Source organism: Polynucleobacter sp. MWH-S4W17, from assembly GCF_018687535.1.
Classification (GTDB): Bacteria; Pseudomonadota; Gammaproteobacteria; order Burkholderiales; family Burkholderiaceae; genus Polynucleobacter.
Genome location: NZ_CP061295.1, coordinates 57769 through 77824, shown reverse-complemented (window position 1 = coordinate 77824; position 20056 = coordinate 57769). Strand labels below are relative to the sequence as shown.

The window sequence follows — 20056 nt, the reverse complement described above, 5'->3', positions numbered from 1 at the left end:
ATGATAGCGATTCTTAATAGAACCCTCTGCCTTAGCCTTCTAATATCCCTTGTTGGGTGTGGGGTAAGAGGACCGCTATTTATGCCAAATGTGCCACCAGTTCCGTCAGCTCCTACAGAGCCGGAACCTAAAGGCAAGCTATACCCACCTCAAACCCCTGCTAGCCCAAGCAATTCTTCATCGGCCAAGTAATGAAAAGCAAAGCAATCCCCCTTCCTAAGTTATCCGGGTTTACTGAACGCGATGGCAACTGGTATGCCGAAGAAATTCCACTCGCAGACTTAGCAAAAGAATTTGGTACGCCGCTGTACATCTACAGCAAAAAAGCATTGACTGAAGCTTACCAAGCCTACGACAAGGCATGCGTTGATAGTAATGGCAAACGTCGTGCCCGCGTGCACTATGCCATGAAGGCAAACAGCAATTTAGCGGTGATTGATTGCTTTAAAAAACTGGGTGCTGGATTTGATTTAGTGAGTGGCGGTGAGTTAGCTCGTGCATTAGCAATTGACGCAGATCCAAAGAGCCTAGTATTTGCAGGTGTAGGTAAATCTGCTGCTGAAATCGCTACAGCCCTCAAAGCTGGCGTCAAATGTATTAATGTTGAATCGATTGCTGAACTGCATAAGATTAATCGCGTAGCTACTGAACTCAATTGCCGCGCCCCGATTTCTTTACGCGTTAATCCTGATGTAGATGCGCAAACCCATCCTTATATTTCCACTGGGCTTAAGGGCAATAAATTTGGCATCGCATATCACGAGGTTTTAAAAACCTATCGTGAAGCATCACAACTTTCTCAAATAGATGTAGTTGGAATTGATTGTCACATTGGCTCTCAAATCACGACCACCGCCCCTTACTTAGATGCGTTAGATAAAGTGTTAGATCTTGTCGCGCAACTGAAAAAAGAGGGTATTGTGATTCACCATCTTGATCTCGGTGGTGGTCTTGGTATTTCTTATAGTGATGAAACCCCGCCAGACATTACTGAATTTACGAACACCTTATTGAATCGAGTGGCTGAGCGTGGTTTTGGTCACCTTGACGTTGTGCTTGAGCCAGGCAGGTCATTAGTAGGCAATGCTGGCGTGCTACTAACAACTGTAGAGTATTTAAAGCCCGGTGCTGAGAAGAACTTCTGCATTGTTGATGCTGCAATGACTGAACTGATGCGACCTGCCCTATATGAAGCACATCATGGAATAGTGCCCGTACAAAAGAAGGCAGCAAAAGCATTGACCTATGACATCGTTGGTCCTGTTTGCGAATCTGGCGACTGGCTGGGAAGGGATCGTCATCTTGCGGTAGAGGAAGGCGATCTTCTAGCCATTCTGTCTGCTGGCGCTTATGGTTTTGTAATGGCATCCAACTACAACACGCGCCCTAAACCTGCGGAGATTATGGTTGATGGAAAAAATGCTTACGTTATTCGCACTCGCGAAAAAACTACTGACTTGTTTTCTTCTGAAACAGTTTTACCAAGCTAACAATCAGTAATTGGAGCACATTTAAACACTTTGCAAAAGTTTTAGTCAATAAAAAACCCCGCTGAAGTAGCGGGGTTTTGTTTTAAGGCTTTAGCTAATTAATGCAAGCCTGCGATGTAATCAGCTACCGCTTTCATTTCTTTATCCGAAAGCTTTGAAGCAATCGTTGTCATTTGACTACTGTTGGTGCGCACGCCTTCACGGAACGCTAGCAACTGGGCATTATTGTATTCAGCCCATTGACCGCCAAGGAGTGGGTACTGAGCAGGAATACCAGCGCCTGTTGGGCTGTGGCAGGCAGCACAAGCTGGAACGCCTTTTGCTGCAATACCACCACGATAAATACTTTGGCCTAATGCGATTGTTTCTTTATCTTGAGCAACACCCTGGGAGATAGGCTGCTTAGATAAAAAAGCTGAAATATTTTGCATGTCTTCTTGAGTCAAAGTGGCGGCCATACCCATCATGATTGGATTTGCGCGAGCGCCTTCTTTAAAGTTTTTCAACTGCTTTGTAAGGTATGCAGCATGCTGTGCGGAAAGCTTTGGCCATGTACCAATCGCACTTTGACCTTTAGGGCCATGGCAAGTGATACAGGCGGTTACGCCACGAGTTGCATCACCATTTGAATACAGTGCTTCACCCGCGGCTGGATCAACCTTAGGTTTACCTGGAACTTCTGCTTTAGCTTCTGGAGCGGCTGCCATAGGAGCAGCATCGGCAGCAAAAACTGCACCAGATACGCCGATCAGAGCGAAAATGGAGAGAACCGCAAAACCAGCCCGTAAGCCAGTTAATTTGGAGATTTGAGAGGTTTGACGCATTATGTTTACCTTGGCAAAAATTCCTAAAAGTGTTTGGGCCCTGCATTTACAACTTTTTACCCAACACCATGAGATATTTCATGATTTTGCGTGATTTTACAATAGCTTCTGGACATGTCTAAACTCTTTCAAGCCCGATTCGCCACTACAGTCAATGATACCCATTGTCTACCTGCCACCCCGCTGCGAGAGGTGGCCTTTGCTGGCCGCTCAAATGCAGGCAAATCTAGCGCCCTTAACATCCTTTGCAACCAAAAAAGGCTAGCTTTTGCCAGTAAAACGCCTGGACGCACCCAACATATTAACTATTTCGGTGTTTTTGCAAAAGATGACCTGCTAGCTTATTTGGTTGACTTGCCAGGCTATGGCTATGCAGCAGTCAATCACGAGACCAAATACCACTGGAATGCCCTCCTAAGCGACTATTTACAGGAGCGAGAGCAGTTGGTAGGCATGATCCTGATCGTGGACTCAAGGCGCGGTATCACCGAGCTAGACGAGCAAATGATTCAGTGGTTTGTACCCACTGGCAAACCTATTCACGTTTTACTCAGCAAATGCGACAAACTAAACAAAAGTGAGTGCAAGCATGTGCTGGAGGCGGTACGCCAGCAATTACAACAATATGACCCAGCCCTACCGGATGGAACGGGTGACTCTAAGCAACTTACGGCACAATTATTTTCAAGCACCAAACGGATTGGCCTAGAAGAGGCAGATAATTTAATTATTAAATGGCTATTTGAAGCAGAAACTCATGAAGATGAAATCACCAGCTAACTCATTGCTTAGTTTTCCAGAACACCGTCCTCGCCGCATGCGTCGTGATGATTGGTCACGTCGCCTCATGCAAGAGCACAATGTTTCGGCAAATGATTTAATCTACCCCGTCTTTCTACTTGAAGGTCAAGGCAAATCCGAAGCAGTTGCCTCTATGCCTGGTGTTAACCGCTTTTCATTAGACCTGCTCATGCCAATTGCACAAGAATGTGTGGATTTAGGCATTCCAGTTCTTGCGCTTTTTCCAGTAATCGATAGCGGATTAAAAACACCTGATGGTGAGGAAGCCTTTAATTCAAAAGGACTCATCCCTACGGCTGTTCGCGAACTCAAAAAACGTTTCCCCAATTTAGGCATCATGACTGATGTAGCGCTTGATCCATATACAAGCCATGGTCAAGATGGCGTACTCGATGAGCAAGGTCGTATTCTGAATGATGAAACGACTGCCATCTTGGTTCAGCAAGCGATCACACAAGCAGAAGCTGGTGTTGATATTGTTGCACCATCAGACATGATGGATGGGCGCATCGGAAAAATTCGTGAAGCGCTCGAGCAAAAGAATTTAATTCACACCCGAATCATGGCTTACTCAGCTAAATATGCCTCTGCCTTTTATGGCCCCTTTAGAGATGCAGTTGGTTCTGCAAAAAACCTAGGTAAGGCCGATAAAAAAACATATCAAATGGATTGCGCCAATAGCGACGAGGCTTTGCGGGAGGTTGCTCTTGATATCAGCGAAGGTGCAGATATGGTCATGGTGAAGCCCGGTATGCCTTATTTGGATATTGTGCGTCGCGTCCGTGAAGAGTTTGACTACCCGACTTATGCCTATCAAGTAAGCGGTGAATATGCCATGCTCAAAGCTGCCGCACAAAATGGCTGGCTAGATCACGATGCTGTGATGATGGAATCGCTGCTCGCCTTTAAACGCGCAGGTGCTGATGGTGTTTTGACTTACTTTGCACTCGAAGCAGCACGCCTACTTAAAAAAAACGCAGCAGGCAAATAAAAAACAAATTTGATTTTTTATTGAGTGCTTGCTGCTTGTTTTAATCGTTCTATAAAACGCTGGGGTGGCATGTAGCCAATCACTCGTTGGTCTTTTAGCTCTCCTGAATTTTGATTGAAGATCAGAATTCCTGGAGGACCAAATAAACCGAAGCGCTTAAGTAATACCTGGTTCTCAGGACTATTTGCAGTAACGTCAGCTTGTACTAAGACAAACTGTTTTAGCTCTTTACTTACCTCTGGATTTGTAAAGGTATTTACTTCCATCTCCTTACAGCTAATACACCAGTCCGCATAAAAATCTAGGAGGACCACTTTCTTTTCTTCCTTGGCTTTGCTTAGTTGCGTATCTAACTCTGCAGGCGAATGAATCACTACAAAAGATAAATCACCAACCTCATGAATGCTCTGGCCGTTCACTAATTTTGTAGCTCCTGCAACATCATTTTTCTGGAGCAATGGCGAGGCAATCCATGCTGCCGTGGCGACCAGAAGAACTCCCAAGGTACGCTGTAAATAAACCATCCAAATACCCGTGGATGGAATCAGAATGCGGGCCTCAATCGCAATAAAGAATAGTGGTAGCCCCATTCCTAGGGCCATTACAAAAAGGAGTCCTGCGCCTAGACTCATAGAGCCGGTTTGCGCAATAAAGGCTAAAACGCCTGCCAGGGGCGCTGTAATACAGGGGCTGGCTACTAAAGTAGAAATACCCCCCAAAGCAAAAGCACCAAATACATTGCCGCCCTTTTGGCGCCCTGCCAACCGATCTACATGGTGATGCCATGATTGCGGCAACCGTAGGTCATACAAACCAAACAAACTGCCTGAAAGGGCCAAAAGTAGTAGGGCAAAAGCAGCTAATGCAATGGGGCTCTGCAATGCACGCTGTACGCTCCCACCAAGGGCCGCCATAAGCACACCTGCCAAGGCGTATACCAACGCCATACCCAAGACATAGGCTAGCGCTAAGATACTGGCACGCCCCTTGGTTACAGCCTTACCGTCTTGAGTACCAAAGATAACGCTCGACAAAATAGGCAACATGGGAAGGACGCAGGGTGTAAAAGCGAGCGCAAGCCCCAATACAAAGAAAGCTAGAAATAAATAAGCAGTTGAAGTGCTTTCTAAAAAGCGGCCAATAGCATTGACGTCATCACGCTCACGCCATAAATCGGCCAAGCCGAATTCGCCGCCAACCTGGGAGCTAGATAAAGGCATGCCATCTAAAGCATCTGGAATCGGAGCTACTTTAACCCCAGGACCGGCGAGTAAAAATTTCAGGGTCATAGGTGGATAGCAAATGCCTGCCTCGGCGCAACCTTGCAGTGTTACAGCTGCATGGATCGGCTTGCCATCGGCAGGCTTTACATCTAAAAGTACTAGGAAGGGTTCTTTATAAACTTGCAGTTTTTTCTGAAAAGTTTCATCAAACTTCACCACGCCTGATGGCAATGAAGGCCCTATATTGCTTAGCTTCTCGGCCTGCGTGCCCGCTTGGAACTTTAAAGATTCTTGGTAGATGTAATAGCCTTTAGCAGGCAAAAATTCCAGCTCCACTTGATTGGAATTTTCTAACCAAGAAGCCTCCACTCGGAACGCTTTCTCTGGGGGCAAGAAATCCGGCGCAGCAAAAACTTGCGCGGACAGGAATAAAAATAGGGCAAAGATCCTTGCTACAAAGGAATACATTCTCATGACTTCGAATTTACCTCAGACTGTACCCACTTGCCGTATTGCTTTTCATATTGCTCAGGGGAAAAGGCCAATATTTCCGGCAGGTCATAAGGATGCTGTTCTTGAATAAAGCTGGAAATTTCCAGCCATTTACTTGCGATAGTTTTCGCAGAAAGCAATACTTCATGCTCCTCGCAAACTTTACCCTTCCAGCGATAAATTGATTGAATACCCTCCGTAAGCTGCACACAAGCGGCGAAATTTCTCTCCACCAAGGCTCTTGCCAAGGCTGTGGCAACCTCTAAATTAGGAAGGCTCGTTAGCACCACCAAAAGCTTGCTGGAATTGGCTAGGGAGTTTTCAGACATTCTGTATTTATAACCTGATAAATGAAAAAAGCCAGACCGAAGCCTGGCTTTTTACCGTAACACCGAGACTTAAGCCTCTTCAGTTACTGCTGTTTCTTCAACTTCTGGGCGATCTACTAACTCAACCAAGGCCATTGGCGCATTGTCGCCATGACGGAAGCCAAACTTCAAAATACGAAGATAGCCACCTGGACGTGTTGCGTAACGTGGACCCAGCTCTGTAAAGAGTTTGGCTACGATATCGCGATCACGTGTGCGATTGAATGCTAAGCGACGGTTTGCTAAGTTGTCTTTTTTACCTAAGGTAATCAAGGGCTCAACAACCATGCGCAATTCTTTTGCTTTTGGCAAAGTCGTTTTAATGACCTCGTGCTCCAAAAGTGAATTGGACATGTTGCGCAGCATCGCCAAGCGATGTGATGATGTTCTGTTTAGTTTGCGTAAGCCGTTTCCGTGACGCATGATGCTTCCTTTCTAATTATTTCTCGAGGTTAGCTGGAGGCCAGCTTTCGAGTTTCATGCCAAGACTTAAGCCACGAGCAGCCAATACATCTTTGATTTCATTCAAAGATTTGCGACCCAGATTAGGCGTCTTCAACAATTCATTCTCAGTACGTTGAATCAAGTCACCGATGTAGTAAATGTTCTCAGCCTTCAAGCAGTTTGCAGAGCGAACTGTCAGCTCGAGATCATCAACCGGACGCATCAACATTGGATCAACCATTGATGAGCGGCTTGGTGCTAAATCACCAGAAACTTCGCTGCTCTCAAGAGCCGCGAATACAACTAATTGGTCAACCAAGATGCTAGCTGCTTGACGAATTGCTTCTTCAGGAGACAACACACCGTTTGTTTCAATCGTCATTACTAAACGATCGAGGTCGGTACGTTGCTCAACACGAGCAGACTCAACAGCATAGCTAACACGGCTTACTGGGCTGAATGAGGCATCCAGCACAATACGACCAATGATCTTAGTAGCTTCGTCGCTGTACTGACGAACGTTACCAGGTACATAACCACGGCCTTTTTCAACCTTGATCTGCATGTCTAACTTACCACCAGCTGACAAGTGAGCGATCACATGATCAGGGTTCATGATCTCTACATCATGTGGCAAATCGATATCTTTTGCCGTAACAACCCCTGGGCCTTCCTTACGCAAATTGATAGTAACTTCATCACGTGACTGCAACTTAAATACGATACCTTTGAGGTTCAACAAGAGGTTTACTACATCCTCTTGAACTCCATCCAAAGTGGAGTACTCATGAACAACGCCTGCAATAGCTACTTCAGTTGGCGCATAACCAACCATCGAGGACAAGAGTACGCGACGTAATGCATTTCCGAGTGTGTGGCCATAGCCACGCTCGAACGGCTCCATAACAACCTTAGCTTGGTTGGCGGTAAGCGCTTCAACAGAAATAATCTTTGGCTTGAGCAAATTTGTTTGCATATTTTTTCCTTGAGAGTGCCTAATTAGCGTGAATACAATTCGACGATCAAACTTTCATTAATTTCACCGCTAATATCTTCACGGTCAGGCACTTGCTTAAATGTTCCCTCGAGCTTAGCTGCGTCAACTGAAACCCAAGTAACAGCTGCCATTTGTCCGACTAAATTGAGTGATTCTGTAATACGCGTTTGCTTCTTCGCTTTTTCACGAATCGCAACTACATCACCAGGCTTAACCTGAATTGATGGAATATTGACAGGGCTACCATTGAGCAAAATTGCACAGTGAGAAACCAACTGACGTGCTTCAGCGCGTGTTGAACCAAAACCCATGCGATACACCACATTGTCTAAACGTGACTCAAGCAACTGGAGCAATGTTTCGCCAGTGTTGCCCTTGCGACGCTCAGCTTCTGCGAAGTAACGACGGAATTGACGCTCTAATACGCCATAGATACGCTTAACCTTTTGCTTTTCACGCAATTGATTACCGTAATCAGATGTTCTTGAGCCAGATGTACGGCCATGTTGACCAGGCTTAGTATCTAACTTGCACTTGTCTGACAGGGCGCGACGAGCGCTCTTTAAAAATAAGTCGGTACCTTCCCGACGTGCTAATTTGGCCTTAGGCCCTAAGTAACGTGCCACGATGCTTTCCTTTCTTTGCCGCAGCCTTACGACCGACGGTGAGTTCGCCCTTTAAATCAGGCGAACAGTGGGCTTTAATAAAAAACTACTGAAACTGTTGTACTGCCAACTTCCAAGCTTAAATACGACGACGCTTAGGAGGGCGGCAACCATTATGTGGAACTGGAGTTACGTCTTGAATCTCAGTGATCTTGATGCCTAATGAGTTCAATGCACGAACTGCTGATTCACGACCTGGGCCTGGGCCTTTGATCTGAACTTCCAAGTTCTTAATACCGCATTCAACGGCTGCTTTACCAGCAACTTCTGCAGCTACCTGAGCAGCAAAAGGTGTTGATTTACGTGAGCCCTTGAAACCCTGGCCGCCGGAAGTTGCCCATGAAAGTGCATTTCCTTGACGATCAGTGATCGTAATAATGGTGTTATTAAAAGAAGCGTGAACGTGTGCAATACCGTCAGCAACGTTCTTTTTAACCTTCTTACGAGCGCGCTGTGAAGCGGCGGAAGCGGATTGTTGTTTTGCCATGTCAATAAACTTTCTTGATTATTTCTTCAGTTGCACGCCGGACTTACGCGGGCCCTTGCGGGTACGAGCGTTTGTCTTAGTACGTTGACCACGTACGGGCAAGCCCTTACGATGACGTACGCCACGGTAGCAACCTAAGTCCATCAAACGCTTGATGCTCATAGTTACTTCACGACGAAGGTCACCTTCAGTAATGAACTTACCCACTTCATCGCGTAACTTTTCCAAGTCAGCGTCAGTAAGATCTTTAACTTTTTTATTGATTGCAACACCTGTAGTTTGACAAATTTTGTTAGCACGAGTTGTGCCAATGCCAAAAATTGCTGTTAAACCGATAACAGTATGTTGATGATTTGGGATGTTTACCCCAGCGATACGTGCCATGAGATTTCCTCTTAATTAACCAGATCAGCCTTGACGCTGCTTATGACGTGCGTCTGAAGAACAGATCACGCGAACAACGCGTTTGCGCTTAATGATCTTGCAATTTCTGCAAATACACTTAACGGATGCTAAAACTTTCATAACTCACCTCTAAAAAAATTGGTACTTCTTAATCTTTACTTCGCGCGGAAAATGATTCTGGCGCGCGTTAGGTCGTAAGGAGTCATCTCCACCGTCACCTTGTCTCCCGGCAAAATACGGATGTAGTGCATCCGCATCTTTCCGGAAATGTGCCCTAGAACCACATGTCCGTTTTCCAGCTTCACGCGAAACATCGCGTTCGGCAAATTCTCTACAACTTCTCCCGCCATCTGAATTACATCGTCTTTAGACATTCAGTTAAGCGCCCATCTTAAAGTTGGCTTTCTTCATCAAAGAGCCATACTGCTGTTGCATGACAAATGACTGAACCTGAGCCATGAAATCCATTGCAACAACAACAATAATTAATAATGAAGTACCGCCGAAATAAAACGGCACGTTGTACTTCAAGACCAGGAATTCTGGTAACAAGCAAACCAGAACCATGTAAATTGCACCAGCCAGAGTTAAGCGCACCAAGATCTTATCGATGTAGCGCGCTGTTTGGTCGCCTGGACGAATACCAGGAACAAAGGCACCACTCTTCTTTAAGTTCTCAGCAGTCTCACGACTGTTAAATACCAACGCGGTATAGAAGAAACAGAAGAAAATAATCGCAGCTGCGTACAAAATCGTATACACGGGTTGACCAGGAGCTAAGGTCGCTGCTAAGTCTTTAATAATTCTGCTGAACATATTGGTTGGCTCGCCTGATGTAAACCAGCCAGCAATCGTTGCAGGAAACAAAATAATAGATGAAGCAAATATTGGAGGAATAACGCCTGCCATGTTCAACTTCAATGGGAAATAAGAGGACTGACCACCGTAAATCTTGTTGCCAACTTGACGCTTAGCGTAGTTCACCAAGATACGGCGCTGACCGCGCTCTACAAACACCACAAAATAAGTTACTGCTGCAACGATCACAACGATCAAAAGCGCAGAAATAATATTCATTGAGCCAGTACGAACCAGCTCTAACAAGCTAGCCAATGCATTTGGTAAACCAGAAACAATGCCACCAAAAATAATGATAGAGATGCCATTACCCAAGCCACGCTCAGTAATTTGTTCACCCAACCACATTAAGAACATTGTGCCTGTTACCAAAGTAACTACTGTATTCAATTCAAACATCAAACCTGGGTTAATAACTAAACCTGGTTGAGCCTGTAAAGCAACAGAAATCCCTAATGCTTGGAATGTAGCCAAGAACACAGTGCCGTAGCGCGTGTACTGAGTAATCTTGCGTTGACCTGCTTGACCTTCTTTTTTCAAAGACTCTAGAGAAGGCACAACAATCGTCATTAACTGCATGATGATCGATGCGGAAATATACGGCATGATTCCCAAAGCAAAGACAGTGAAGCGAGATAAAGCGCCACCAGAGAATAAGTTGAACATTCCCAAGATACCGTCTTTTTGGCCAGAGAACAACTGCGCTAATTGATCTGGATCGATTCCAGGGACAGGAATATGAGCACCCAAACGGAACACGAGCAAAGCCAACACCAGAAAGACTAAGCGTTGGCGTAATTCGCCAAACTTGCCACCTGTTGCTGCAGTGCTTGCGTTATTGGTAGGTGCTAATGCCATATCTACTAAAAGACCTATTAAACCAATTCAACCAATTTGCCGCCAGCTGCTTCGATTGCTGCTTTTGCGCCGGCAGTAGCTGTAATACCCTTGAGGGTTACAGCAATCTTGAGTTCGCCAGTCTTGATAACCTTAACTGCATTGATTTGCTCACCAGCAAAGCCGTGTGCCTTCAATACCAATAAGTCCACTTCTGGCAAATTGATTTTTGCTAAATCGTTCAATGTAATTTGACCAACGTGACGACGTGTCAAAGACACGAAACCGCGTTTTGGCAAACGACGATACATAGGCATCTGACCGCCTTCAAATCCAACCTTGTGGAAACCACCAGAACGGGATTTTTGACCTTTGTGACCACGGCCAGCAGTTTTACCAAGACCAGAACCAATACCGCGACCAACGCGACGACGGTTTTTCTTGGAGCCTTCTGCAGGTTTAATTGTGTTGAGTTGCATATTCTTCGCCTATTTACTTGCTAGTTATCAGCCAACGACTTTAACTAGATAAGAAACTTTATTAATCATGCCGCGAACAGCTGGAGTGTCTTCCAATTCAGAAACTGAATTGATGCGACGAAGGCCTAAGCCTCGTACAGTTGCACGGTGGCTTTCGCGTGTACCGATCAAGCTGCGTATTAATTGCAGTTTGACTTTGGAGATAGTTGTTGTCATTTGTAGATTCCTAATCTTTTGGTCTTAGCCGAGAATCTCTTCAACTGACTTACCGCGTTTAGCAGCAATCTCAGCAGGAGTACTCATCTTGCTCAAGCCATCAATGGTTGCACGAACCAAGTTGTATGGGTTTGTAGAGCCAAGTGACTTAGCAACCACATTAGTTACACCCATTACGTCGAAAATTGCGCGCATTGGGCCGCCAGCAATAATTCCAGTACCGTCTTTAGCTGGGGAAATCAAAACGCGTGACGCGCCATGTTGACCAGTAACGGTGTGCTGCAAAGTGCCTTTACGTAAAGTAACTTTGATCATCTTGCGACGAGCTTCATCCATTGCCTTTTGAACAGCAACTGGCACTTCTTTAGATTTGCCCTTACCCATGCCGATGCGGCCATCGCCATCGCCAACTACAGTAAGTGCGGCGAAGCCGAGAATACGACCACCCTTAACCACTTTAGTTACACGATTAACAGCGATCATCTTCTCGCGAAGACCATCATCACGCTCTTCGTTTTGCATCTTAGTTTGCATTTTTGCCATGTTTTTTCCTAAACCCTATTAGAACTTCAGGCCGGCTTCACGCGCAGCTTCAGCTAAGGCCTTAATACGGCCGTGGTAACGATGACCGGAGCGATCAAATGCAACATCAACAATGCCTGCCTTAACAGCACGCTCAGCAACTAATTTGCCGATTTGTTTTGCAGCTTCAGCGTTGCCGCCGTTTTTGATCGCTTGGCGCAAATCTTTTTCCATTGTTGAAGCGGCTGCTACAACTTTGGTTCCGCATGGGCTATAAACCTGAGCAGAAATATGAGTATTGCTACGGATAACTGTTAAGCGATTTGCCAATGCTTCGGCAATGCGAATACGAGTCTGCCTAGCGCGTCTTTGTCTGGATTCGTCTTTATTCATTTTCTAATCTCGCTTACTTCTTCTTAGTTTCTTTCAGATGCACAACCTCATCCACGTAGCGAACACCCTTGCCTTTGTATGGCTCTGGTGAACGGTATGCGCGAACTTCAGCTGCGACCTGGCCAACTTGCTGCTTGTTGGAACCTTTGATAATGATTTCAGTTTGCGATGGAGTCTCAGCTTTTACACCCTTTGGTAGGTTGTAAATAATGTCGTGTGAGAAACCTAACTGCAACTTCAATGTTTCACCTTGAGCAGCAGCACGGTAACCAACGCCTACTAAGCTGAGCTTGCGCTCAAAGCCAGCAGTTACGCCAACAACCATGTTGTTAACCAAAGCACGGGCTGTACCTGACTGTGCACCAGCTTCTGGTGAGTTGTTATTTAAAACAACTGTCAATACGCCATCTTCTTGTTTCAAACCAACAGAAGGATGCAAGTTGTGTGTCAAAGTGCCCAATGGACCCTTAACAGTTACGTTTGCACCGTTGATGCTGATCTCAGCGCCTTTAGGAACTGTAATTGGTGATTTACCTACGCGGGACATATTTCGCTCCTTAAGCTACGTAGCAAATAACTTCGCCGCCCACGCCTGTTGCACGTGCTTTACGGTCTGTCATTACGCCTTGAGGGGTTGAAATAATTGCAATGCCCAAGCCATTCATTACTTCTGGAATGTCATGGCGACCTTTATAGATGCGTAGACTTGGTGTTGATACACGGTCAATACGCTCAATAACAGGACGGCCTGCATAGTATTTGAGATCAATATGGAGCACTGGCTTAGCTGCTTCACCTTTGATTTCAAAACTTTCGATATAGCCTTCATCTTGCAAAACTTTTGCGATGGCTACTTTTACTTTTGACGACGGCATCAAGACTACGGGTTTCTGCACTGCTTGCGCATTGCGGATCCTTGTCAACATGTCGGCGATTGGATCGCTGATACTCATGAGTTCTCCTAATTCTTTCGCCGCTTACCAGCTGGCCTTGGTTAAACCGGGGATTTCGCCACGGAAGGCGATTTCACGAATCTTGCTACGAGCCAAACCGAATTTACGGAATGTGCCACGTGGTCGACCGGTTAATGAACAACGATTTCTTTGACGAATCGGGCTTGCGTTACGTGGAAGTGCCTGTAGTTTTAAGCGAGCTTCATAGCGCTCTTCATCGCTGCGTGATTGATCAGCAATGATCGCTTTGAGTTCGGCACGCTTTACAGCGTACTTCTCTACAGTTTTTGCGCGCTTATTCTCGCGCTCAATTAGGGATAGTTTTGCCACGTTAGCCTCTTAATTGCGGAAAGGGAATTTGAATGCCGCCAACAAAGCTTTTGCTTCTTCGTCGGTTTTAGCAGTCGTCGTAATACTGATATTGAGACCGCGGAGGGCATCAATTTTGTCGTATTCGATTTCAGGGAAAATGATCTGTTCTTTAACGCCGATGTTGTAGTTACCACGGCCGTCAAATGCTTTACCAGAGATACCGCGGAAGTCACGTACGCGTGGCAATGCAACAGTTACGAAACGATCCAAAAATTCGTACATGCGTGCACCACGCAATGTCACCATTGCACCGATTGGGTAGCCTTGGCGAATTTTGAAACCTGCAATCGCTTTTTTCGCTTTAGTTACAACTGGCTTTTGGCCCGCAACTTTAGTTAAATCACCAACTGCATTTTCGATAATTTTCTTGTCGTTCACTGCATCACCCAAGCCCATGTTCAGGGTTACCTTAGTGATACGTGGAACTTCCATTACAGACTTATAACCAAATTTGGCGATTAAATCTGCAACAACTTTTGCTTGATAGTGTTCTTGAAAACGTGTGCTCATAATTTCTCCGTGCCCCTTATGCGCTTAAAGTTGCGCCAGTGGTTTTGAGGAAACGTTGCTTTTTACCATCCACGAGTTTGATACCAACACGTGATGGCTTGCCGTTACCGTCAACCACAGCCACATTAGAAATGTGAACAGGCATCGTCTTGTCAATCATGCCGCCAGTAACACCGGCTGCTGGATTTGGCTTAACGCTCTTTTTATAAATATTTACGCCTTCGATCACTAACTTGTTCTCGAGAACGGCTGTAACAGTTCCTTGCTTGCCCTTATCACGGCCAGTCAACAGAACTACGGAATCACCTTTACGAATCTTTTTCATATCAGCCTCTTAAATAACTTCGGGGGCGAGAGAAACGATCTTCATGAACTTTTCAGTACGCAACTCGCGCGTCACTGGTCCAAAGATACGTGTGCCAATTGGCTCTAACTTAGCGTTGAGCAATACCGCAGCGTTGCCATCGAACTTAATCAATGAACCATCTGGACGGCGAACACCCTTAGCAGTTCTCACAACTACGGCGTTATAAATATCACCTTTTTTAACACGGCCACGTGGAGCAGCAGACTTAACGCTGACTTTGATGACATCACCAATACTGGCGTAACGACGCTTAGAGCCGCCCAATACCTTGATGCACAACACTTCACTGGCGCCTGTGTTATCGGCAACCTGTAATCTACTTTCGGTTTGTATCATTTCTAATCCCCAACTTATTGGCCAAAGGCAAACAGTCTTGGTTCCGTCTATGGGCTTTAACGAGAGCTAAAACCCGGAATTAATGAAAAACACTGCTTCTCCAATAAAACCAGAGAAGCCTTCTATTCTACTACGAAAAAAAGGGATTTGGGAAGAATCTTCACCAAAATCCCCAATATTTCTTTAAATACCCTTTGAAGCCTCTACCAAACGGGTCACAACCCAAGATTTAGTACGTGAAATTGGCTTAGATTCAGCAATTTCAACGGTATCACCCATCTTGTATGTGCCAGCTTCGTCATGAGCATGGTACTTTTTGGACTGGCCAACGTACTTACCAATCACTGGATGCTTAACTTGACGCTCAACCAACACCGTCACAGTTTTCTGCATTTTGTCGCTAACAACACGGCCCACGAGGGTGCGGCGCAAGGGTTTAGATAATTCTGTCATATCCCTTTTTCCTTATTTCTGTGCAGTCTTTTGGGTGATAAAAGTCTTCACACGAGCGATGTCGCGCTTATTTTTACCCAATTGACTGGTATTTGTGAGTTGCTGAGTGCCCTTTTGCATGCGGAGCTTAAAACCGGTCTTAAGCAACTCGGTTAACTCTGCATTTAAAGCTGTCAGATCTTTTGAAGCTAATTCTGTATTTTTCATAATCTCTATCCCGATCAACCTAAGTGGCGAATCACGAAAGTGGTCTGTAAAGGCAACTTAGCAGCAGCAAGCTTGAAAGCTTCGCGCGCCAATTGCTCGTCAACACCGTCCATCTCGTAGAGCACTTTGCCTGGTTGAATTTCAGCTACGTAGTACTCTGGATTACCTTTACCGTTACCCATACGTACTTCAGCAGGTTTTTGTGAAATTGGCTTATCTGGGAAAATGCGAATCCAAATACGGCCACCACGTTTAATGTGACGAGTCATTGCACGACGTGCTGACTCGATTTGACGAGCAGTCAAACGACCACGGCCAACGGCCTTCAATCCAAAGTCACCAAAGGCTACGGAACTACCACGTGTTGCCACGCCAGTGTTGCGACCTTTTTGTTCCTTACGATACTTGCGACGCTTTGGTTGTAGCATGCTTACTCTCCTGACTTCTGCGTATCTGCGGCAGGTGTTTCAACCTTACGCACACGCTTTACTGCTGGCTTAGCAGCAACTAATGGCTTGTCTGTGCCAGCAGCTGGTTTACGAGCAGCTGTCTTGCTTGGGGCACGACGAGTTTTCTTTTCTTCGGCAGCTGGTTCAGCTGATGGAGCAACCACTTGAGCTTCTGCACCACGACCCAATGTGTCGCCTTTGTATACCCAAACTTTTACACCAATGATGCCGTATGTAGTTTCAGCTTCTGATGTTGCGTAATCAATATCAGCCTTCAATGTATGAAGTGGAACACGACCTTCGCGATACCATTCGCGACGAGCGATCTCAGCACCATTCAAACGACCTGATGACATGATTTTGATGCCTTGCGCACCAAGGCGCATTGCATTTTGCATTGCACGCTTCATCGCACGACGGAACATGATACGTTTTTCGAGCTGCTGAGTAATTGAGTCGGCAATTAATTGCGCGTCAACTTCTGGCTTACGAATTTCTTCAATGTTCACGTGAACTGGAACACCCATACGCTTTTGCAATTCGCGGCGGAGCACTTCAATATCTTCGCCTTTTTTACCGATTACAACGCCTGGACGTGAGCTATAGATGGTGATGCGGGCATTCTTTGCAGGACGCTCAATCACAACTTTACTTACGGATGCATTCTTCAACTTCTTTTTGAGATAGATGCGGACATCTACGTCCTCTTTCAACATCTTCGCAAAGTCAGTATTGTTTGCATACCAACGTGATGTCCAATTCTTCGTTACCGCGAGTCGGAATCCGGTTGGGTTTATCTTTTGTCCCATATCTTTCCTTAGTTACTCAAGGTCACGGTAATGTGACATGTTTGTTTTTCAATTTGATTACCACGACCCTTAGCGCGTGCTGTGAAGCGCTTCAAGGAAGTACCTTTATCAACAATAATTGTTGAAACCTTGAGCTCATCAATATCAGCGCCTTTATTGTGTTCAGCGTTGGCCACTGCAGACTCAACCACTTTTTTCACAATGAAGGCAGCTTTCTTGGGGCTGAAATTCAAAATGTTTAATGCGCGTGCAATTGGCAAACCACGAATTTGGTCTGCGACCAAACGTGTCTTTTGCGCAGAAATGCGGGCGCTCTTGTGAATAGCTTTAACTTCCATCATCATCCCCTTACTTCTTCGTTACTTTCTTGTCAGCAGCGTGACCTTTGAAAGTACGGGTCAAGGCAAATTCGCCTAACTTATGACCCACCATGTTTTCTGATACATAAACCGGAACGTGTTGACGACCGTTATGCACAGCAATCGTCAGACCAATAAAGTCTGGGAGGATTGTTGAACGGCGTGACCAAGTTTTGATCGGCTTTTTGTCTTTGTTGGCTTGTGCGACTTCAACCTTGTTTACCAAGCTGGCTTCGCAAAATGGGCCTTTTTTAGCTGAACGTGTCATATCTATTTTTCCTTAATCGCTTAACGCTTTTGACGACGTTGAACGATCATCGATGTTGTACGCTTGTTACGACGTGTACGATAACCTTTAGTTGGAGTGCCCCATGGAGATACTGGTACACGGCCTTCACCAGTTTTACCTTCACCACCACCATGTGGGTGATCTACTGGGTTCATTGCCACACCGCGAACGGTTGGGCGAATACCACGCCAGCGATTTGCACCAGCTTTACCAATAACACGCAAGCTGTGCTCTTCGTTGCCAACTTCACCAATAGTGGCGCGGCACTCAATCAGAACACGGCGCACTTCGCCTGAGCGCAAACGCACTTGAGCGTATACACCTTCACGGGCCAACAATACTGCTGAACCACCGGCCGAGCGCGCTACTTGAGCACCCTTACCCGGCATGATTTCTACACAGTGAATCGTGCTACCAACCGGAATGTTGCGAATTGGCAAGTTATTACCAGACTTGATTGGGGCTTCTGAGCCACTCATCAATGCCTGACCAACAGTCATCCCTTTTGCAGCAAGAATGTAGCGACGCTCACCATCAGCAAACACGATCAATGCAATATTTGCACTACGGTTTGGATCGTATTCCAAGCGTTCAACTTTTGCTGGAATACCATCTTTGTCGTTGCGTTTGAAATCAACAACACGATAGTGATGCTTATGACCACCACCTTTATGACGGGTAGTGATGTGACCATTATTGTTACGACCCGCTTTTTGGAATTGTGGCTCTACCAACGCTGCAAAAGGTTTACCTTTATGCAGGTCAGGATTTACCACCTTGACCATTGAACGACGACCTGGTGAGGTCGGTTTTGTCTTCATCAAAGGCATGATTAATTCGCCTCCGCTTCAAAGTTAATTTCTTGACCTGGCTTCAAGCTTACGTAGGCCTTCTTAGTGTGGTCACGACGACCTTCAAAACGGCCATAGCGCTTAGGCTTACCCTTTTGATTCACGATTTGAACAGAATCAACTTGCACTTTGAAGAGCAATTCAACCGCTTGTTTTACATCGAGTTTATTTGCGTCGCGAGCTACTTGGAAAACTACTTGTTCGTTTTTCTCTGCAACCATAGTGGCTTTTTCAGAGATAACCGGTCCAAGCAGAACCCTCATTAGGTTGTGATCATTTTTACGGACTTGGCTCATTTCAGCAACTCCTCAATTTTTGCGATCGCAGCTTTGCTTACCAATACTTTTTTGTATTGAACCAAAGCTAACGGATCAGCGTGCTGTGGCTCACATACAGCAACCTTATGCAAGTTACGTGATGCCAAGTACAAATTCTCGCTAACCTGATCAACAATAATCAAGACTGAATCCAATCCCATAGCTTTAACTTTGTCAGCTAAAACTTTAGTCTTTGGAGCGTCAAGAGAAAATTGATCAACAACATTCAAACGACCTTCGCGAGCTAACTGAGACAAAATAGATCTCATACCAGCGCGGTACATTTTCTTGTTTACTTTTTGGCTGAAATTCTCTTCTGGAGAATTCGGGAATATACGGCCACCTCCACGCCACAGCGGGGAAGAGCTCATACCAGCACGTGCACGACCAGTACCTTTTTGACGCCAAGGTTTCTTGGTTGTGTGCTTAACTTGCTCACGGTCTTTTTGTGCACGGTTACCGCTACGTGCATTAGCTTGGTAAGCCACTACAACTTGGTGTACCAATGCTTCGTTATATTCACGTTCGAATACTTCTGGTGAAGCTTGTACGCCTGCACCTAAAGTACCGTTGTCTTGGAGAAGCTTAAGTTCCATATTCGCTCTCCTTATTTCTTCTTCAACGGTGTTTTAACCGCTGGAGTAACAATAACTTTACCGCCTGGGGCGCCTGGAATAGCGCCTTTAACCATGATCAGATTACGTTCTGAATCAATGCGTGCGATGACTAAATTTTGAACTGTACGTGTAACGTCACCCAAGTGACCGGTCATACGCTTACCAGGGAAAACACGACCTGGGTCTTGCGCCATACCGATAGAGCCTGGTACGTTATGTGAACGTGAGTTACCGTGGGATGCACGACCAGAAGCGAAGTGATAACGCTTGATGGTACCTGCGTAGCCCTTACCGATAGACACACCTTGTACGTCCACTTTTTGACCAGCAGTAAATGCAGTGTCAGCAGGAATTACTTGTCCTGGCGTCATTTCTGCAATTTTTGCTGCATCTAATTGGAATTCGTTGAGGCCGTTACCTGCCATCACACCAGCTTTGGCGAAGTGACCAGCCATTGCTTTAGTAACGCGAGTAGCTCTACGTGTGCCATGTGCTAACTGGATAGCATCATAGCCATCAGTTGCCTGGGTCTTGATTTGAGCGATTCTGTTGTCGCTCACGTCAATTACGGTCACAGGGATTGAGTCCCCTTCGTCCGTAAATAGACGGGTCATGCCGACCTTGCGGCCGATTAAGCCTAAGCTCATATTCATGCTCCACGCCGACTTCGATTGG

General features: G+C 45.7%; 35 protein-coding genes. 4 read left to right on the top strand and 31 right to left on the bottom strand.

Annotated features, from left to right (window positions below; all coding sequences use genetic code 11):
- Complete coding sequence (locus C2755_RS10435; protein WP_223146583.1) at window positions 1-192, top strand: lipoprotein; 192 nt, start codon at window positions 1-3, stop codon at window positions 190-192.
- Complete coding sequence (gene lysA, locus C2755_RS00470) at window positions 192-1490, top strand: diaminopimelate decarboxylase (protein ID WP_215321286.1); 1299 nt, start codon at window positions 192-194, stop codon at window positions 1488-1490. Before C2755_RS10435 ends, lysA begins: the two co-directional genes overlap by 1 nt.
- A gap of 98 nt (window positions 1491-1588) precedes the next feature.
- Here lysA and C2755_RS00465 read toward each other — a convergent pair whose 3' ends face one another.
- Entirely contained in the window at window positions 1589-2314 is a 726-nt protein-coding gene (locus tag C2755_RS00465; protein ID WP_215321285.1) for a cytochrome c, read from the bottom strand.
- Window positions 2315-2428: 114 nt separating this feature from the next.
- Between C2755_RS00465 and yihA the strand changes: the two genes are divergently transcribed.
- Together yihA and hemB are read left to right on the top strand one after the other, a co-directional pair.
- Window positions 2429-3094, top strand: coding sequence for a ribosome biogenesis GTP-binding protein YihA/YsxC (gene yihA, locus C2755_RS00460; RefSeq protein ID WP_215321284.1), 666 nt, complete (start codon window positions 2429-2431; stop codon window positions 3092-3094).
- Window positions 3072-4106: a porphobilinogen synthase gene (hemB, locus tag C2755_RS00455; protein ID WP_251368487.1), complete on the top strand. Its 1035-nt coding sequence runs from the start codon at window positions 3072-3074 to the stop codon at window positions 4104-4106. The genes yihA and hemB overlap by 23 nt, the downstream gene beginning before the upstream one ends.
- A gap of 17 nt (window positions 4107-4123) precedes the next feature.
- Here hemB and dsbD read toward each other — a convergent pair whose 3' ends face one another.
- The 30 genes from dsbD to rplC form a co-directional block, all read right to left on the bottom strand.
- Window positions 4124-5803, bottom strand: coding sequence for a protein-disulfide reductase DsbD (gene dsbD, locus C2755_RS00450; RefSeq protein WP_215321283.1), 1680 nt, complete (start codon window positions 5801-5803; stop codon window positions 4124-4126).
- The gene (cutA, locus tag C2755_RS00445) at window positions 5800-6150 is read right to left on the bottom strand and encodes a divalent-cation tolerance protein CutA (protein WP_215321282.1); all 351 of its coding nucleotides are present in this window, start codon (window positions 6148-6150) and stop codon (window positions 5800-5802) included. The genes dsbD and cutA overlap by 4 nt, the downstream gene beginning before the upstream one ends.
- Before the next feature lie 69 nt (window positions 6151-6219).
- Complete coding sequence (rplQ, locus tag C2755_RS00440; RefSeq protein ID WP_072582073.1) at window positions 6220-6612, bottom strand: 50S ribosomal protein L17; 393 nt, start codon at window positions 6610-6612, stop codon at window positions 6220-6222.
- A 16-nt stretch (window positions 6613-6628) separates the two neighbouring features.
- Window positions 6629-7609 carry a DNA-directed RNA polymerase subunit alpha gene (rpoA, locus tag C2755_RS00435; RefSeq protein WP_215321281.1) on the bottom strand — a complete coding sequence of 327 codons (981 nt, stop codon included), beginning with the start codon at window positions 7607-7609 and terminating at the stop codon, window positions 6629-6631.
- A 23-nt stretch (window positions 7610-7632) separates the two neighbouring features.
- Window positions 7633-8256 carry a 30S ribosomal protein S4 gene (gene rpsD, locus C2755_RS00430; protein ID WP_215321280.1) on the bottom strand — a complete coding sequence of 208 codons (624 nt, stop codon included), beginning with the start codon at window positions 8254-8256 and terminating at the stop codon, window positions 7633-7635.
- Between the two features lie 118 nt (window positions 8257-8374).
- Window positions 8375-8782, bottom strand: a complete 408-nt coding sequence (gene rpsK, locus C2755_RS00425; RefSeq protein WP_011901923.1) for a 30S ribosomal protein S11 — start codon at window positions 8780-8782, stop codon at window positions 8375-8377.
- An 18-nt stretch (window positions 8783-8800) separates the two neighbouring features.
- Window positions 8801-9166 (bottom strand): 30S ribosomal protein S13, encoded by a 366-nt coding sequence (rpsM, locus tag C2755_RS00420; protein WP_071464450.1) that lies wholly within the window; start codon window positions 9164-9166, stop codon window positions 8801-8803.
- Between the two features lie 24 nt (window positions 9167-9190).
- On the bottom strand, window positions 9191-9307 hold the full coding sequence (gene rpmJ, locus C2755_RS00415) for a 50S ribosomal protein L36 (RefSeq protein ID WP_012357167.1): 117 nt from the start codon (window positions 9305-9307) through the stop codon (window positions 9191-9193).
- 35 nt (window positions 9308-9342) lie between these two features.
- A complete protein-coding gene (gene infA, locus C2755_RS00410; RefSeq protein WP_068320132.1) occupies window positions 9343-9561 on the bottom strand; it encodes a translation initiation factor IF-1 in 219 nt (72 codons plus the stop codon).
- A gap of 4 nt (window positions 9562-9565) precedes the next feature.
- Complete coding sequence (gene secY / locus C2755_RS00405) at window positions 9566-10903, bottom strand: preprotein translocase subunit SecY (protein WP_215321279.1); 1338 nt, start codon at window positions 10901-10903, stop codon at window positions 9566-9568.
- Between the two features lie 17 nt (window positions 10904-10920).
- Window positions 10921-11361: a 50S ribosomal protein L15 gene (gene rplO / locus C2755_RS00400; RefSeq protein ID WP_071464448.1), complete on the bottom strand. Its 441-nt coding sequence runs from the start codon at window positions 11359-11361 to the stop codon at window positions 10921-10923.
- Window positions 11362-11388: 27 nt separating this feature from the next.
- On the bottom strand, window positions 11389-11577 hold the full coding sequence (gene rpmD, locus C2755_RS00395; RefSeq protein ID WP_215321278.1) for a 50S ribosomal protein L30: 189 nt from the start codon (window positions 11575-11577) through the stop codon (window positions 11389-11391).
- 24 nt (window positions 11578-11601) lie between these two features.
- A complete protein-coding gene (gene rpsE / locus C2755_RS00390) occupies window positions 11602-12120 on the bottom strand; it encodes a 30S ribosomal protein S5 (protein WP_011901917.1) in 519 nt (172 codons plus the stop codon).
- A gap of 18 nt (window positions 12121-12138) precedes the next feature.
- Window positions 12139-12492, bottom strand: a complete 354-nt coding sequence (rplR, locus tag C2755_RS00385) for a 50S ribosomal protein L18 (protein WP_046329386.1) — start codon at window positions 12490-12492, stop codon at window positions 12139-12141.
- A gap of 13 nt (window positions 12493-12505) precedes the next feature.
- The gene (rplF, locus tag C2755_RS00380; protein WP_215321277.1) at window positions 12506-13039 is read right to left on the bottom strand and encodes a 50S ribosomal protein L6; all 534 of its coding nucleotides are present in this window, start codon (window positions 13037-13039) and stop codon (window positions 12506-12508) included.
- Window positions 13040-13049: 10 nt separating this feature from the next.
- Entirely contained in the window at window positions 13050-13445 is a 396-nt protein-coding gene (gene rpsH / locus C2755_RS00375) for a 30S ribosomal protein S8 (protein WP_011901914.1), read from the bottom strand.
- Between the two features lie 24 nt (window positions 13446-13469).
- Window positions 13470-13775: a 30S ribosomal protein S14 gene (rpsN, locus tag C2755_RS00370; protein WP_011901913.1), complete on the bottom strand. Its 306-nt coding sequence runs from the start codon at window positions 13773-13775 to the stop codon at window positions 13470-13472.
- 9 nt (window positions 13776-13784) lie between these two features.
- Window positions 13785-14327 (bottom strand): 50S ribosomal protein L5, encoded by a 543-nt coding sequence (gene rplE, locus C2755_RS00365; RefSeq protein WP_046329383.1) that lies wholly within the window; start codon window positions 14325-14327, stop codon window positions 13785-13787.
- Window positions 14328-14343: 16 nt separating this feature from the next.
- Window positions 14344-14652: a 50S ribosomal protein L24 gene (gene rplX, locus C2755_RS00360; protein WP_011901911.1), complete on the bottom strand. Its 309-nt coding sequence runs from the start codon at window positions 14650-14652 to the stop codon at window positions 14344-14346.
- Between the two features lie 9 nt (window positions 14653-14661).
- Complete coding sequence (rplN, locus tag C2755_RS00355; RefSeq protein ID WP_072582069.1) at window positions 14662-15030, bottom strand: 50S ribosomal protein L14; 369 nt, start codon at window positions 15028-15030, stop codon at window positions 14662-14664.
- Window positions 15031-15213: 183 nt separating this feature from the next.
- Window positions 15214-15483, bottom strand: a complete 270-nt coding sequence (rpsQ, locus tag C2755_RS00350) for a 30S ribosomal protein S17 (protein ID WP_011901909.1) — start codon at window positions 15481-15483, stop codon at window positions 15214-15216.
- A 12-nt stretch (window positions 15484-15495) separates the two neighbouring features.
- The gene (gene rpmC, locus C2755_RS00345; protein ID WP_215321276.1) at window positions 15496-15690 is read right to left on the bottom strand and encodes a 50S ribosomal protein L29; all 195 of its coding nucleotides are present in this window, start codon (window positions 15688-15690) and stop codon (window positions 15496-15498) included.
- A gap of 14 nt (window positions 15691-15704) precedes the next feature.
- Entirely contained in the window at window positions 15705-16118 is a 414-nt protein-coding gene (gene rplP / locus C2755_RS00340; RefSeq protein ID WP_011901907.1) for a 50S ribosomal protein L16, read from the bottom strand.
- A 2-nt stretch (window positions 16119-16120) separates the two neighbouring features.
- Window positions 16121-16948, bottom strand: a complete 828-nt coding sequence (gene rpsC / locus C2755_RS00335) for a 30S ribosomal protein S3 (protein WP_215321275.1) — start codon at window positions 16946-16948, stop codon at window positions 16121-16123.
- An 8-nt stretch (window positions 16949-16956) separates the two neighbouring features.
- Window positions 16957-17289, bottom strand: coding sequence for a 50S ribosomal protein L22 (rplV, locus tag C2755_RS00330; RefSeq protein ID WP_202816811.1), 333 nt, complete (start codon window positions 17287-17289; stop codon window positions 16957-16959).
- A 7-nt stretch (window positions 17290-17296) separates the two neighbouring features.
- Window positions 17297-17575, bottom strand: coding sequence for a 30S ribosomal protein S19 (gene rpsS / locus C2755_RS00325; RefSeq protein ID WP_046329379.1), 279 nt, complete (start codon window positions 17573-17575; stop codon window positions 17297-17299).
- A 20-nt stretch (window positions 17576-17595) separates the two neighbouring features.
- On the bottom strand, window positions 17596-18426 hold the full coding sequence (rplB, locus tag C2755_RS00320; RefSeq protein WP_215321274.1) for a 50S ribosomal protein L2: 831 nt from the start codon (window positions 18424-18426) through the stop codon (window positions 17596-17598).
- Window positions 18427-18428: 2 nt separating this feature from the next.
- The gene (gene rplW, locus C2755_RS00315) at window positions 18429-18743 is read right to left on the bottom strand and encodes a 50S ribosomal protein L23 (RefSeq protein WP_072582065.1); all 315 of its coding nucleotides are present in this window, start codon (window positions 18741-18743) and stop codon (window positions 18429-18431) included.
- Complete coding sequence (gene rplD, locus C2755_RS00310; RefSeq protein WP_011901901.1) at window positions 18740-19360, bottom strand: 50S ribosomal protein L4; 621 nt, start codon at window positions 19358-19360, stop codon at window positions 18740-18742. Before rplD ends, rplW begins: the two co-directional genes overlap by 4 nt.
- A gap of 11 nt (window positions 19361-19371) precedes the next feature.
- Complete coding sequence (gene rplC / locus C2755_RS00305; protein WP_072582122.1) at window positions 19372-20028, bottom strand: 50S ribosomal protein L3; 657 nt, start codon at window positions 20026-20028, stop codon at window positions 19372-19374.
- Between the last annotated feature and the right edge of the window lie 28 nt (window positions 20029-20056).